This is a genomic window from Candidatus Amarolinea aalborgensis, from assembly GCF_900491745.1.
In the GTDB taxonomy this organism is placed as follows: Bacteria; Chloroflexota; Anaerolineae; order SSC4; family Amarolineaceae; genus Amarolinea; species Amarolinea aalborgensis.
In genome coordinates this window covers 101,155-114,391 of sequence record NZ_UETR01000012.1, presented here as the reverse complement: position 1 = coordinate 114,391, position 13,237 = coordinate 101,155, and the positions used below count along the sequence as shown (strand labels likewise).

Annotated in this window: 12 protein-coding genes; all 12 read left to right on the top strand. The window is 61.4% G+C overall.

From position 1 onward, the window contains the following. Nucleotides 1-17 precede the first annotated feature (17 nt). The 12 genes from ACPQ6D_RS15560 to ACPQ6D_RS15505 all read left to right on the top strand — a co-directional run bounded on the left by ACPQ6D_RS15560 (nucleotide 18) and on the right by ACPQ6D_RS15505 (nucleotide 13,172). Nucleotides 18-1,568, top strand: coding sequence for an AMP-binding protein (locus ACPQ6D_RS15560; RefSeq protein WP_423225260.1), 1,551 nt, complete (start codon nucleotides 18-20; stop codon nucleotides 1,566-1,568). Nucleotides 1,569-1,679: 111 nt separating this feature from the next. Continuing rightward, the gene (locus ACPQ6D_RS15555; RefSeq protein ID WP_423225259.1) at nucleotides 1,680-2,417 is read left to right on the top strand and encodes an HAD family hydrolase; all 738 of its coding nucleotides are present in this window, start codon (nucleotides 1,680-1,682) and stop codon (nucleotides 2,415-2,417) included. Between the two features lie 103 nt (nucleotides 2,418-2,520). Next, nucleotides 2,521-2,715: a BrnT family toxin gene (locus ACPQ6D_RS15550; RefSeq protein WP_423225258.1), complete on the top strand. Its 195-nt coding sequence runs from the start codon at nucleotides 2,521-2,523 to the stop codon at nucleotides 2,713-2,715. Continuing rightward, nucleotides 2,702-3,133 (top strand): hypothetical protein, encoded by a 432-nt coding sequence (locus ACPQ6D_RS15545; protein ID WP_423225257.1) that lies wholly within the window; start codon nucleotides 2,702-2,704, stop codon nucleotides 3,131-3,133. The genes ACPQ6D_RS15550 and ACPQ6D_RS15545 overlap by 14 nt, the downstream gene beginning before the upstream one ends. After that, nucleotides 3,133-3,960: an alpha/beta fold hydrolase gene (locus ACPQ6D_RS15540; protein ID WP_423225256.1), complete on the top strand. Its 828-nt coding sequence runs from the start codon at nucleotides 3,133-3,135 to the stop codon at nucleotides 3,958-3,960. Before ACPQ6D_RS15545 ends, ACPQ6D_RS15540 begins: the two co-directional genes overlap by 1 nt. Next, nucleotides 3,941-4,738, top strand: a complete 798-nt coding sequence (locus tag ACPQ6D_RS15535; protein WP_423225255.1) for an alpha/beta fold hydrolase — start codon at nucleotides 3,941-3,943, stop codon at nucleotides 4,736-4,738. Before ACPQ6D_RS15540 ends, ACPQ6D_RS15535 begins: the two co-directional genes overlap by 20 nt. A 279-nt stretch (nucleotides 4,739-5,017) precedes the next feature. Further along, nucleotides 5,018-6,862: a phosphoenolpyruvate carboxykinase (GTP) gene (locus ACPQ6D_RS15530; protein WP_423225254.1), complete on the top strand. Its 1,845-nt coding sequence runs from the start codon at nucleotides 5,018-5,020 to the stop codon at nucleotides 6,860-6,862. 496 nt (nucleotides 6,863-7,358) lie between these two features. Next, entirely contained in the window at nucleotides 7,359-8,519 is a 1,161-nt protein-coding gene (gene mutY / locus ACPQ6D_RS15525; protein WP_423225253.1) for an A/G-specific adenine glycosylase, read from the top strand. A gap of 66 nt (nucleotides 8,520-8,585) precedes the next feature. Continuing rightward, nucleotides 8,586-9,569 (top strand): Gfo/Idh/MocA family protein, encoded by a 984-nt coding sequence (locus ACPQ6D_RS15520; RefSeq protein WP_423225252.1) that lies wholly within the window; start codon nucleotides 8,586-8,588, stop codon nucleotides 9,567-9,569. A 7-nt stretch (nucleotides 9,570-9,576) separates the two neighbouring features. Next, nucleotides 9,577-10,134 (top strand): mechanosensitive ion channel family protein, encoded by a 558-nt coding sequence (locus ACPQ6D_RS15515; RefSeq protein ID WP_423225251.1) that lies wholly within the window; start codon nucleotides 9,577-9,579, stop codon nucleotides 10,132-10,134. Between the two features lie 28 nt (nucleotides 10,135-10,162). Further along, the gene (locus ACPQ6D_RS15510) at nucleotides 10,163-11,488 is read left to right on the top strand and encodes an MFS transporter (RefSeq protein ID WP_423225250.1); all 1,326 of its coding nucleotides are present in this window, start codon (nucleotides 10,163-10,165) and stop codon (nucleotides 11,486-11,488) included. A 67-nt stretch (nucleotides 11,489-11,555) separates the two neighbouring features. After that, entirely contained in the window at nucleotides 11,556-13,172 is a 1,617-nt protein-coding gene (locus ACPQ6D_RS15505; protein ID WP_423225249.1) for an FAD-binding oxidoreductase, read from the top strand. Nucleotides 13,173-13,237 lie beyond the last annotated feature (65 nt).

Here is a 13,237-nt window from a genome sequence, read left to right as displayed (position 1 = left end):
AAGGGGAGTCATAGCCCATGGTCATCGGTGATTACCTCGGCCGGCGGGCCATCTACTCGCCCGCGCAGATGGCCGTTGTGGATGCTGGCAAGACGCCAGCGTTACGGTTGACGTATGCAGACATGAACCTACGCGCCAATCGCCTGGCAAACTGGCTGCGCACGATGGTTGGCGTTGGCAAGGGGGATCGGGTGGGCGTCCTGGCCCGCGATGGCGTGGAGCATCTTGATCTTTTCTTTGCCTGCGGCAAACTAGGCGCAATCCATACCCCCTTCAACTGGCGTCTCCACTGGCGTGAACTGCTGGTGGTGGTCCAGGAAACCAGCCCGCGCATCTTGTTCTATTCGGATGAGTTCCAGGATACCGTAGCGATCCTGCGCGACGCCCTGCAGAGTCTCACTCTGGACAAGCCCCGCGTCTTTGTTCATCTCGAAGGCCGCGGCGTGAGCGACAGCCATGCCTATGCCGACATTATGGCGCATGCCGCCACGACCCCTGTCACGTGCCCGGAACTGGACGCGGAAGACACCGCGGCGCTGATCTTCACGGGCGGCACCACCGGCCATGCACGAGGCGCTCGCATTACGCACGGCCAAATTGCCTGGAACACACTCAACACGGTCATTCATGATCTGCAGCACCACGACATCTTTCTCAACGTCTTTCCCTTGTTTCATACTGGCGGCCTTTTCGTGTATACTCTACCGCAGATTGTCCTGGGCGGCGCGGTTATTCTGGCCCGGCAGTTCGACCCGGTGCAAGTGCTCAGCCTGATTGAGCAGGAGCGGGTGACAGTCTTTCTGGGCGTGCCGACCATGTACGAACTGTTGACGCAGGCGCCCACCTGGCCCACGGCCGATCTGAGATCGCTGCGCTTCTGCACCAGCGGCGGCGCGCCGCTGCCGGTCCCCTTGGTCGAAAAGTACACCACCGAGAAGCGCGTTCGGTTCAAGCAGGGGTTTGGCATGACCGAATTCGGCCCTGGCGTCTTTGCCCTGGCTGCGGAAGATGCCATCCGCAAAGCTGGCAGTATCGGCCGTCCTAATTTTTACGTGGACGCCCGCATTGTAGACAGCGAAAACCAACCGCTTGGCCCAGATCAAGTGGGTGAGCTGGTCTTGAAAGGCCCGTCCGCGGCGGCCGGCTATTTCGATGCTGCGGCCAATACGTCTCTCGTGGATGACGAAGGCTGGTTTCACACCGGCGACCTGGCGCGCTACGATGCGGAATGGTATTTTTTCATTGTCGGTCGTAAGAAAGACATGTTCATCTCTGGCGGTGAGAACGTTTACCCGGCCGAGATTGAAGCGCTGCTTTACCGCCATCCTGCGGTTGCCATGAGCGCGGTGATCGGTGTGCCGGATGCGCGTTGGGGCGAAGTGGGGCGGGCGTTTGTGACTCTGAAGCCAGGCGCAGCCGTGACGCCGGAGGAATTGCTTGCGTTTCTGCAGGCCAACCTGGCACGCTTCAAAGCGCCGCAGCGTGTGGTGATCCTGGATGCCATGCCGCTGTCCGCCGCGGGCAAAATCTTGAAGCATGAACTCAAGGCGCGACCAGAGCCGGCCTGACGCAGAGATTCAGCAAACATCAACTTGCTAGAAGGGCGCGAATGACAAGAAGGCAGCTCCAGAAAATTCAGGAAATTCACGGCAAGATTCCGACGCGCGGCGCAGGACAATATGCGGCCTAACCTTCTTTTGTTCGATGTGGATAGCACGCTGGTAAATTCACATGGCGCGGGGCGGCTGGCGCTGGCGCGCGCGCTGCAAGCCGTCTATGGGGCACGCGGCGCCATCGAGGTCATTCCCCTGGCCGGGAGCACCGATTGGCGCGCGGTGCGTGAGGCGCTGACCCCCACCGGCCTCAGCGAGGCAGACATCGTGGCTGGATGGCCTGAATTTTGCCGTGTGGCGCCGACCTGCCTGGAACTGACGATTGCTGAGGTCGGCATTGGTCCCTGCCCAGGCGCGCGGGAACTGCTGGCCGCGCTGCAACCGGCCGTGGCGCGCAACCAGGCCCTGTTGGGACTGGTCACGGGCAACCTGGAGAGCACCGCGCCGGTCAAGCTGCGCGGTGCGGGCATCAACCCGGCGCAGTTCCGTGTGGGCGGCTACGGCTCGGACAGCGGCGACCGCAATCAGCTTCCCCGACTGGCCGTGGAACGCGCGGCCGCGCTCACCGGTCACACCTTTGTGGGGCGAGAGGTGGTGGTGATTGGCGACACGCCCGCCGACATCGCTTGCGGCCAGGCGGTGGGCGCGGCTACGATCGCCGTCGCTACGGGGCCATTCAGTGTGGGCGTACTGCGCGCCGCCGGCGCCGATTGGGTGTTCGACGATCTGCAGGAAACCGAGCTATTACTGTCTGTACTGTTCGGCGATAGCCAGAAACCTGATCCCGTGATTCCTCTGGAGTAACCCCCGTGAACGTTGTGTACAGACTTCAAGGAATTGAGTTTGAGTGGGATGGCGACAAAGCTCGTAGCAATAAGGCTAAACACGGGATTGGTTTTGAGGAAGGATGCGAGGTTTTTTAGATCCGTTTTACCAGGAAGGGGACGCCTCGACCCAGGAAGAACAACGCAATTTCATCATTGGCTACTCCTTGTCCCAACGGATGCTGTTGGTAGTTCACTTGATACGTGGAAAACGGATTCGCCTTATTTCTGCGCGATTGGCTACACGAGCTGAAAGGAAACTGTATGAAGAAGCGTGATACGAAAAATCAACTACTTCTACGAAAACGGCCGACGGAGCCTGTCGCCATTGAGATTCCGCAAGACACTCTGCAATCGCTCAAGTACGTTGCCAGGCGGCGGGATATGTCTGTACAAGCCTTGCTCAAGTTCTATATTGGCTGTGGGCTACGCCAAGACCTGAGCCGCTTTTTTGCTGAGCGAGTATTGGACACAACGGCGGCGGTCTTAGCGCGACACATTCAATCAACCGACGAAGTGTCCGCCATTTTGACGGAGATCAAAGGCGGAGTAGATGCACCGGATCCTGTAGATCATCTGCCAGCGAAAGACAATACCACCGTTGAGCTTCCGGTTGACCATTACTATCACCATCCTGCCTGGGCGTATGAAGTAGCGGAGACCAAAACGACGGATAAGGACGAGGCGCTTGCCTGATGACGATGATCACTCTGCACGACATTGAGCTGCACTACGATGACCAGGGGCCGGCGGATGCCAGCGAGACCTTGCTGTTCGTGCATGGCAGCCTGGCGAGCAGCCGCTGGTGGCAGCCGGTGCGGCGGCATTTGCCGGCCGCGTGGCGCCTGATTGCGGTTGACCAGCGCGGCAGCGCGCGCTCGCGCCGGCCAGGTAGGGATGATGACGAAGCGTTTTACGCTATCCCGCGCCTGGCAGCCGACCTGGCGCAGTTCGTCGCCGCCCTGGGGCTGACCGACTATCACCTGGTGGCCCATGCCTTCGGCGGCGCCGTTGCCCTGGAGGGCATCGTCAGCGGGCTGCTGCAGCCGCATTCGCTGATCCTGGTGGACACGGCGCCCGCCATGGGCGTCGTGACGCCGGAGGAGGCCTTTCCATACCTGACGCAGATGCGCACGGATCGGGGCTTGTTGACGCGCGCGCTGGCCAGCCTGATGCCCGCGCATGCGCCGGATGATTTTTTCCAACGCCTGGTAGATGATGCGCAGGCCATGCCCGCGGCCGCGTTTACCGGCCCGGCGCGCGCCCTGGCCCATTGGAATATCATGGCTCAGCTTCCCCACATTCACCTCCCAACCTTGCTAATTCGGGGCGAACAGGATATGATGGTAGATAGCGAAGCGACTCGCTTCACCTTCCTGGGCATCGCTGGCGCGGCCAATCTGGAAGTCTTCCGCGGCTGCGGCCACTGTCCCATGATCGAGCAACCTGACGCCTTTGCCGATTCTGTCGTTCGTTTTATCGAAGAGGATAAACTACTGCCGCATGCCGACCTTGAACGTTAACGGAATTGATTTCTACTATGAGCTGCACGGAGCGGACAATGCTCCGGTTGTCGTCCTCAGCAATGGAATCCTGGCCAGCACCGCGAGTTGGTTCAACCAGACGCCGGTGCTCAAGCCACACTTCCGCGTCCTGCTCTACGACTGCCGCGGGCAGGGACAATCGGCCCACCCGCCGGGGCCTTACACCTTTGAGCAGCACGCCGATGACCTGGCCGCCCTGCTCGATCGGCTGCGCATTCAGCGCGCCCATGTCGCTGGCATTTCGTATGGCGGCGAAATCAGCCTGACCTTCGCGCTGCGCTATCCGGCGCGCACCCTCAGCCTGTTTGCGGCAAACGTGGTGAGCCACGTGGACAGCGCGTTGGCGACCATTATTGCCGCCTGGCGCGACGCGGCAACCAGGCGTGATCCTGATCTGTTCTTCAATGTCACCACGCCCTACAATTTTTCCTCGGCCTGGATACGCGCCAACGCGGCTGCGCTGGCGCTGGCGCATGAGCGCTACCAACGCCTCGATTTCCCAGCTGTGGCCCGTCTGTTGACTTGTTTTCTCGATCTCAACCTGACCGAGCGTCTGCCGGAGATCAAGGCGCCTACCTGTATTGTGGTGGGAGAGAAGGACATGCTCAAGCCCCGCGACTACGGCCAGCTCATCGCGGATGCGATTCAGGGCGCCGAGCTGCATGTCCTTCGCGACGCTGGGCACACCAGCTTCTGGGAACGCCCGGCCGAGTTCAACAGCATCTTGCTCGGCTTTCTCAAGAAGCACCCCAAGTAGGCGTAGGGTCGGTTGACCTTGCGCGTGCGGAAAGCCGCATAGACGTCGGGCGCGCGCAAATGGGCTGATGGTTCTACTGAGAAATCATCGTCCCCGGCCAGCGCCGCGCTGGAAACGCCCCAAGCAGGCGATGCCGGTAATGATGCACATCATACCTAGCTGTGGGATGATCGAGTAAAATACCGGCGTGTTCACGATCAGCCACGCGCTGGATACAAGAATCAAGATGCACTCCGGCGCTGCACGCGAGAAGATAGGGATATCCAGAATAGAGGGATTATGCTCAACTACCCATCGAATCTGAAACACGAGAGAATTCGCACCTGGGTCGAAGAAATGGCGGCCCTGTGCAAGCCCGATGCCGTCTACTGGTGTGATGGCTCCCAGGCTGAGTACGACGAGATGTGCTCACGCCTCGTTAAGTCTGGCACATTCATCCGATTGAATGAAGAGAAGCGTCCGAACAGCTTCTTGGCGCTCTCTGACCCCAGCGATGTTGCGCGGGTGGAAGATCGCACTTTCATTTGCAGCGTCAGAAAACAAGATGCTGGCCCCACCAACAATTGGCTTGACCCGAAGGAAATGAAGGCCCGCCTGAACCAGCTCTTCGATGGTTGTATGCGCGGCCGCACCATGTACGTTATCCCCTTCAGCATGGGCCCGCTCGGCTCCTACATTGCGCACATCGGCGTTGAGCTAAGCGATTCACCGTATGTCGTGGCCAATATGCGTATCATGACGCGCATGGGCGCCAAGGTGTGGGATGTGCTGGGCGCCGATGGCGAATTCGTGCCGTGTATGCATTCGGTGGGCGCGCCGTTGGCTCCTGGCCAGCAGGACGTGTCCTGGCCGTGCAACAAGGACCAAAAGTACATTGTTCACTTTCCTGAAGAACGCGCGATCTGGTCGTTTGGCAGCGGCTACGGCGGCAACGCCTTGTTGGGCAAGAAGTGCCTGGCGCTGCGCATCGCCTCTACGATGGCGCGTGACGAGGGCTGGCTGGCCGAGCACATGCTGATTTTGGGCGTCGAAGCGCCCAATGGCGAGAAAACCTACGTCGCCGCGGCCTTCCCCAGCGCATGTGGCAAGACCAACTTTGCCATGCTCATCCCGCCCAAGGCTTTCGACGGCTGGAAGATCACCACGGTAGGCGATGACATTGCCTGGATCAAACCTGGCCCGGATGGTCAGCTGTACGCCATCAATCCAGAGGCCGGCTACTTCGGCGTCGCGCCCGGCACATCGGACAAGACCAATCCCAACGCCATGGCCAGCATCACGGCCAACACCATCTTCACCAACGTGGCGCGTACGCCGGATAATGACGTGTGGTGGGAAGGTATGACCAAGGCGCCGCCGCCGGAATTGATTGACTGGCAAGGCAAGCCCTGGACGCCCGATTCGGGTCGCAAGTCCTCCCATCCCAATGCGCGCTTCACGGCGCCGGCCTATCAGAATCCGGTGATTGATGCGGACTGGGAAAATCCCGAGGGCGTGCCGATCAAGGCCTTTATCTTTGGCGGTCGCCGCAGCAACGTGGTTCCGTTGGTCATGCAGGCATTCAACTGGAACTATGGCGTCTACATGGCGGCTACGATGGGATCAGAAACCACGGCTGCTGCCGTTGGACAAGTGGGCCAGGTGCGACGTGATCCGTTTGCGATGCTGCCCTTCTGCGGCTACCACATGGGCGATTACTTCAATCACTGGCTGCAGTTCGGCCGCACGATTCCCAATCCGCCGCGCATCTTCGGCGTGAACTGGTTCCGCACCGACAAGAACGGCAAGTTCCTGTGGCCTGGCTTTGGCGAGAACATGCGCATCCTCAAGTGGATCGTCGAACGCGCCAACGGCCGTGCTGTCAGCGTGGAAAGTCCGCTGGGCTGGATGCCGCGCTACGAAGATTTGGACTGGCACGGGCTGGATGGCTTCTCGCGTGAACAGTTCCTGGAACTGATGAGCGTAGATCGTGAGCAGTGGAAGCAGGAAATGCTGGAGCACGATGAGCTGTTTATCAAGCTGTACGACCGCCTACCCAAGGAACTCATCTTCATCCGTGAGCTGATCCTCTCTGCCCTGTGGCGTTCGCCGGAGCAGTGGGCTTTGGCGCCTGAAATCGTGTGAAGAGTCGCCCGCGTGTGTGCGCCTGATAATAAGTAGATCGCCATTCCGTGAGACCGGGTTTGGACTTCCAGCCCGGTCTTTTTTCTGCGCCGATGTGCGTCGCTGCGGCGCCTTATTTGCATCTTGTGCGCTTGTCGTTTATTCTAACGGTAGACCTGCGACATCATCAAATTCTCACACGTCCTGGTCTACGAGGTAATGAGTCATGGCTGAATGTGTCAATTGCAAGACCTGGAATCCGGATGACAAAATGGTGTGCTGGCGCTGCCAGACGCCGCTGCCGAGGCCGAAGCCGCCGCAGCCCAAACGGCGGATGTCCTACATAACGTTATCGTGGCTCATTGTGGCTCTTTTCCTGATTGGCTGGCTGTTCGTCCAGCTTTTCGTTCTGAATCCGGTTGGCCGCTAGGGCGCCGGCATGGGCCAAACAAAGAGCCTCGCTGTCGCTGCTGATACTCTTTCTTTCTTGCCCGATGAGTCTGCGCTTGCAAGGCCCATGCCGACTGCGCTCGCTGCGCGCCTGTTGATGTGGGGCCGCGACCAGGGACGCTCACTGCCCTGGCGCAATCCATCTGGCGCTGGACATCGCGACCCCTACCAGGTTTGGATCAGCGAAATCATGCTGCAACAGACCCAGGTAAACACCGTAATTCCGTACTATGAACGGTGGCTCGCGCGTTTCCCTACATTGGCGGCCTTGGCCGCTGCTCCCCTAGACGATGTTCTAAAATGCTGGGAAGGTTTGGGCTATTATGCGCGTGCGCGTAACCTACACCGCGCCGCGCAGATTGTCGTCGCTCAGCATGGAGGTCAACTTCCCACGAGCCGCGCCGCGCTGGCCGGGCTGCCCGGCATCGGTCGCTACACCGCCGGCGCCATTCTGAGCCTGGCTTTTGGCCAGCGCGCCGCAGCCCTCGAAGGCAATCTGAAGCGCGTGCTGAGCCGCGTTTTCGATGTGGACACGCCTTTGGGCCAGGCAGCCACCGAGGCGCGCCTTTGGCATTTGAGCGAAGAAATGGTAGCGGCCCTGGCGTATGATGACCAGGCGGGGTCCTTGAACGAGGCGCTGATGGACCTGGGGGCTGCGGTATGCCTGCCGCAGAATCCAACCTGTTTGACGTGCCCCCTAATGGGCATGTGCCTGGCGCAGGCTCGTGGTGTGCAGAATGCCCGGCCCGTGCGCGTGCCGCGCAAAGCATTGCCCTATTTTGACGTGACCTGCGGGCTGATTTGGGGTGAAGACGGCCGCTTGCTTATTGCACAGCGGCCGCCCCACGGGATGCTTGGCGGCCTTTGGGAATTTCCAGGCGGCAAGCTGGAGCCCGGCGAAAGCCTGCCTGAATGCCTGCAGCGCGAGATCATGGAAGAGCTTGGCATTGCCATTGAGGTGGGCGCGAAACTGACGGCCGTTGAGCATACCTACACCCATCTACGCATCACACTGCATGCGTTCCACTGCCGTGTGCTGCACGGCGAGCCGCAGGCCTTGGGGGTGGCTGATTGGGTCTGGGCGCGGCCGGATGAGTTGGACCGCTACGCTTTTCCCGTGACTGACCTCAAGGTCATTCGCGCCCTGCGAGAAGGCGACGCCGCGGCTCGACTGAGCTCGCCGAAGTTCGCCGTTGAGACCGTCCCATGGGCGGCGCAGTGGGCCTGAACCGTCTGTCTGGCGCCTGCCGCGGCGCAGGCGTCAGACGCATGAAGAAACGAGGGAGGGATTTACATGTCGAGGATCTTGCGTTGGGGTTTGTTGAGCACAGCGCGCATCAATCGCGCGATCCTGACCGCCATGCCGCTGTCGAAGCGCAACCATGTGACGGCGGTAGCCAGCCGCACGCCCGCACAGGCCGCCGCTTACGCCGCAGAATGGGGAATTCCGCGTACGTTTGGCAGCTACGAAGCGATGCTGGCCGATCCCGACGTGGATATTATCTACAATTCCCTGCCCAACGGGATGCACGTCGAGTGGACGATCAAAGCGGTGCAGGCCGGCAAGCATGTGCTGTGCGAAAAACCATTGGCCTTGACGGTGGCCGATGTGGATGCTGTGGCTGCTGCAGCCCGGCAGGCCGGGGTCGTTGTCGCTGAAGCCTTCATGTACCGCCATCACCCACAAACGACCGTTGTCAAGGAGTTGATTGCGCAAGGCGCCATTGGTGAAGCGCGCCTGATTCGCGGCGCGTTCAGTTTTCTGCTGACGAACCGTCAGGATGCCCGCCTGCTGCCAGAATTAGGCGGCGGTTCGATCTGGGATGTGGGTTGTTATCCCATTAGCTTCACACGTTTCCTGGCCGGCGCAGACCCGATCGAGGTGTTTGGTTGGCAAATCACCGGCCCCAGCGGCGTGGACGAGCTGTTCACGGGGCAGATGCGCTTTGCCAACGGCCTTCTGGCGCAGTTCGATTCGGCATTTCAGCTCCCGTTCCGCGCCTTCATGGAAATCGTGGGCAGTGAAGCCACATTGACGGTGCCGACGCCGTTCAAGCCGCAGATGAACATGGAAGTGCTGCGGCGAGACAAAAACGATGCCGTCGAAATCGTCAAGATCGAGGGCGAGTCATTGTACCACGGCGAGATCGAAGACATGGCCGACGCGGTGCTCTTGGGGAAACCGCCGCGCGTCAGCCTGGCCGAAAGCCGGGGCAATGTGGCGACGATCAGCGCGTTGCTGGAATCAGCGCGCACAAACCGCCCCGTGACAATGTGAGGTGAGCATGCCGACAGCTTTACCAACATCCGCCGACGCGACCGCGGCGGTCTTCTTATGGGGCGATGCGCTCATTCGCATTGCCATCATCGTTCTTGTGACATTGATTCTGCTGCGCATCGTTCATCTGCTGGCGCGGCGAGTTCAGCGTCGGCTGGCTGCCGCCGAAGCCGACCAGCAGCAGTTGTTGCGCGTACAGACCGTGCTGCAGACCACGCGCAGCATGATTGATGTTGTGATCATCCTCCTGGCTGTTTTCATGATCCTCTACGCCTTGGGCATCAACGTGGTGCCCCTCCTGGCCGGCGCCAGCGTGGCCGGCCTGGCCATCTCGTTGGGCGCACAGACCCTCATGAAGGACTACATCGCGGGTACGTTGATCCTGCTCGATGACGTCTACCATGTGGGCGATGCCATTGAGATTGGGAGCGTCAAAGGGCGTGTGGAAAGAGTGACCCTGCGCACGACCTATGTGCGCAGTGACGACAACAGCGTTTTGCACATTGTGCCCAACGGCGAGGTGCGCGTGGTTGCCAACCATCGCGCGCCGTCGCGCTCCGCGTAGTCGTCGTTAGAACGACAGTAGGAACTGTATGCTTTCTGTGGTTCTTCGGACATGGCGCCGCTTGATGGCGCTCGATAATGCCCAACTGACGCCGGAGTTGAGGTGGAATTTCGGCCACCTCTACCTGGACATTGCCGGCTTTGGCATTCTCGCTGGCAGCGCGATGGCCTTTATCTCGGTCTTCGCTGCTCGCCAGGGCGCAACCGGTATCCAAATCGGCCTGTTGAGCGGCGGGCCGGCTATTGTCAGCTTGCTCATGTCGCTGCCGACCGGGCGTTGGCTGGAAGGTCAGGTGCTGACCCGCACCGTCTTTGTCACGTCCATCTGGAATCGCGCCGGCTACGCAGTGCTCGTCATCCTGCCCTGGCTGCTGCCCCCGTCTGCCCAGGTCTGGGCGATTCCGGTCGTCATCATGCTGATGTCCGTGCCAGGCACATTGATCTCCATCGCCTTCAATGCTATGTTTGCCGACGTTGTGCCGCCAGCCTGGCGTGCGCTGGTGGTGGGCAGGCGCAGCGCCGTGCTCGCCATCTGCATGACCATCGCCTCGCTGACCAGCGGCCTGCTGCTCGACCGCCTGCCCTTTCCGCTGAATTACCAGTTGGTCTTTTTCATCGGCGTGATGGGCGCGGCTCTGAGCAGCTATCATCTGTGGTTCTTACGACCGATGTCAGCCGCGCCCGCGCGTGTTGGGCGTCCCATCCTGGATGCTGCGCAGCCGGGCAGCCTGCGCCTGGTTGACACGCTCCGTACTTCCTTGGGACTGCGCTTCTTGACCCGCGCCCACGGCAAACCGCTGCTCCGGCTCGATTTGCTGCGCGGTCCCTTTGGCTCCATGCTGGCAGCCTACCTGTTCTTCTACCTTTTTCAAGCCATGCCCGTACCCCTGTTCCCGCTCTTTTGGGTGCGCAACCTGCACCTGACCGATGGACAGATCAGCCTGGCGGCCGCTTTGGTCAACGCGGCCACACTGATCAGCTCTCTCTACCTGGTGCGCATTAGCAACCGCCGTGGGCATCATTGGGTGCTCGTGGTGGGCGCCGCCTTTTACGGTATCTACCCCCTGTTGACCGGCCTGGCCTGGGATGTCACGTTGGTCTGGGCCGCCTCGCTGCTGGGAGGCGGCGTCTGGGGATTGGCCAGCGGCGGCCTGGTCAATCGTTTGATGGAACGCGTGCCGGAGGACGACCGCCCCGCGCACATGGCGTTGCACAATCTGGTGCTCAACCTGGCCATCCTGGTCGGCTCGCTGGCCGGCCCTTTGCTGGGCGATTGGCTGGGCCTGCGCACGGCCCTGCTGCTCAGCGCCGGCCTGCGTGTATTGGCCGCGCTGCTTCTGGCGCGCTGGGGTTGAGCATACCCGCAGAGGCGCATTCCAAAGAAAGCAGCGTCTACCCGTGTAGACCGATGGAGGTGTCATCATGCGACGTTGGAATGGCTGGGGGGACGACTCGGTCACCTATCCGCTCTCCAAAGCAGCCGCGCGCTTCTTAGAGGCGTTGATGGGATCAGGGCTACCCCCGCGCGACGCAAGCTGGCAGGCTGTCATGGCCGCCGCGGCTCGACTGAGCTCGCCGAAGTCGCCGCCCTCGCGCCTGCTCTCCCATCCCCTGGTTTTTAATGACCCGGCCGATCGCGTGCGCCATGCCCGCGGTCACAGCCTGCCCGATTGGATTGCCCTGCGCAGCGGTCGCCTGGGCGCACTGCCTGACGGCGTTGCCTATCCCACGAGCGATGGCGATGTACGCGCGCTCATCGCCTATGCTCGCGCGGCCGGCGCGCGGCTGATTCCCTACGGCGGCGGCACCAGCGTGGTTGGTCACATCAACCCGCAGACGGGCGACGCGCCTGTGCTGACGGTGGATATGCGCCGCTTGAACGGACTGTTAGGTCTCGACAGCATCAATCATCTGGCGACCTTTGGCGCCGGGGTCACCGGGCCAGACCTGGAGGCGCAGCTGCAGGCGCACGGTTTTACCCTGGGGCATTTTCCGCAGTCGTTCGAGTACTCCACCCTGGGTGGGTGGATTGCGACCCGTTCCAGCGGCCAGCAGTCGCTGGGCTTTGGACGCATCGAGCGTCTCTTTGCTGGCGGCCATCTCGAATCGCCGGCCGGCGCGCTGGACATGCCCGCGTTTGCCGCCTCAGCCGCGGGGCCAGATCTGCGCGAGATCATCCTCGGCTCCGAAGGCCGCCTGGGCATCCTCACGGCAGCGACCGTGCGCATCACGCCCATCGCGGCACGCGAAGACTTTCGGGCCGTCTTCTTCCCCGATTTCGAGGCCGGGCAGGCGGCCGCGCGCGCGATGGTACAGGCCCGGCTGCCCCTCTCGATGCTGCGTCTCAGCACGGCCGTGGAGACACAAACCAACCTGGCCCTGGCCGGGCATCCGCGCCTGATTGCCGCCCTGGAACGTTTCCTGGCCGTGGGCGGCCTCGCCGCAGACAAGTGCATGCTCATTCTAGGCTTCAACGGCTCCGACGCGCAGGTCAAGCTGTCGCGACATGCGGCCTTGGACCTCGCGCGGCAGCACAGCGGCATTCACGTAGGGCGCACGTTCGGCCAGCAGTGGTACAAGAACCGTTTTCGCGCGCCCTATCTGCGCAACACGTTGTGGGAAATGGGCTACGCCGTAGACACCGTTGAGACCGTAGCCGATTGGGTTGCGGCGCCGGCGCTGATCGCCGCCCTGGACAAGACCTTGCACGGCGGCTTGCAGGACATTGGCGAGCGGACGCATGTCTTCACTCACCTCTCCCATGTGTACCCCAGCGGCGCCAGCGTCTACACGACCTACCTGTTCCGTATTGCGCCCGATCCAGACGAAACCCTGCGCCGCTGGCAGACGCTCAAGCAGGCTGCCAGCCAGGTGATCATGCAGTACGGCGGCACCATCAGCCATCAGCACGGTGTGGGCCTCGATCACAAGCCTTACCTGGCGCAGGAAAAAGGCGTACTGGGCATGGCGGTGCTGGCTGACCTTTGCCAGCGCTTCGATCCAGAGGGGCTGTTGAATCCTGGTAAGTTGATAAGTTAGGTTGATTGGCTGATTGACAATGGCCTGCTTTTCGGCTATAGTCAAGGGAGAGGAGGCCAGAGAAA

Excerpts from the sequence above, each read along its gene's own strand:
- ACPQ6D_RS15560 (WP_423225260.1), top strand. The coding sequence starts at position 18 with ATGGTCATCGGTGATTACCTCGGCCGGCGGGCCATCTACTCGCCCGCG.
- ACPQ6D_RS15555 (WP_423225259.1), top strand. The coding sequence starts at position 1,680 with ATGCGGCCTAACCTTCTTTTGTTCGATGTGGATAGCACGCTGGTAAAT.
- ACPQ6D_RS15550 (WP_423225258.1), top strand. The coding sequence starts at position 2,521 with ATGCGAGGTTTTTTAGATCCGTTTTACCAGGAAGGGGACGCCTCGACC.
- ACPQ6D_RS15545 (WP_423225257.1), top strand. The coding sequence starts at position 2,702 with ATGAAGAAGCGTGATACGAAAAATCAACTACTTCTACGAAAACGGCCG.
- ACPQ6D_RS15540 (WP_423225256.1), top strand. The coding sequence starts at position 3,133 with ATGACGATGATCACTCTGCACGACATTGAGCTGCACTACGATGACCAG.
- ACPQ6D_RS15535 (WP_423225255.1), top strand. The coding sequence starts at position 3,941 with ATGCCGACCTTGAACGTTAACGGAATTGATTTCTACTATGAGCTGCAC.
- ACPQ6D_RS15530 (WP_423225254.1), top strand. The coding sequence starts at position 5,018 with ATGCTCAACTACCCATCGAATCTGAAACACGAGAGAATTCGCACCTGG.
- mutY (WP_423225253.1), top strand. The coding sequence starts at position 7,359 with ATGCCGACTGCGCTCGCTGCGCGCCTGTTGATGTGGGGCCGCGACCAG.
- ACPQ6D_RS15520 (WP_423225252.1), top strand. The coding sequence starts at position 8,586 with ATGTCGAGGATCTTGCGTTGGGGTTTGTTGAGCACAGCGCGCATCAAT.
- ACPQ6D_RS15515 (WP_423225251.1), top strand. The coding sequence starts at position 9,577 with ATGCCGACAGCTTTACCAACATCCGCCGACGCGACCGCGGCGGTCTTC.
- ACPQ6D_RS15510 (WP_423225250.1), top strand. The coding sequence starts at position 10,163 with ATGCTTTCTGTGGTTCTTCGGACATGGCGCCGCTTGATGGCGCTCGAT.
- ACPQ6D_RS15505 (WP_423225249.1), top strand. The coding sequence starts at position 11,556 with ATGCGACGTTGGAATGGCTGGGGGGACGACTCGGTCACCTATCCGCTC.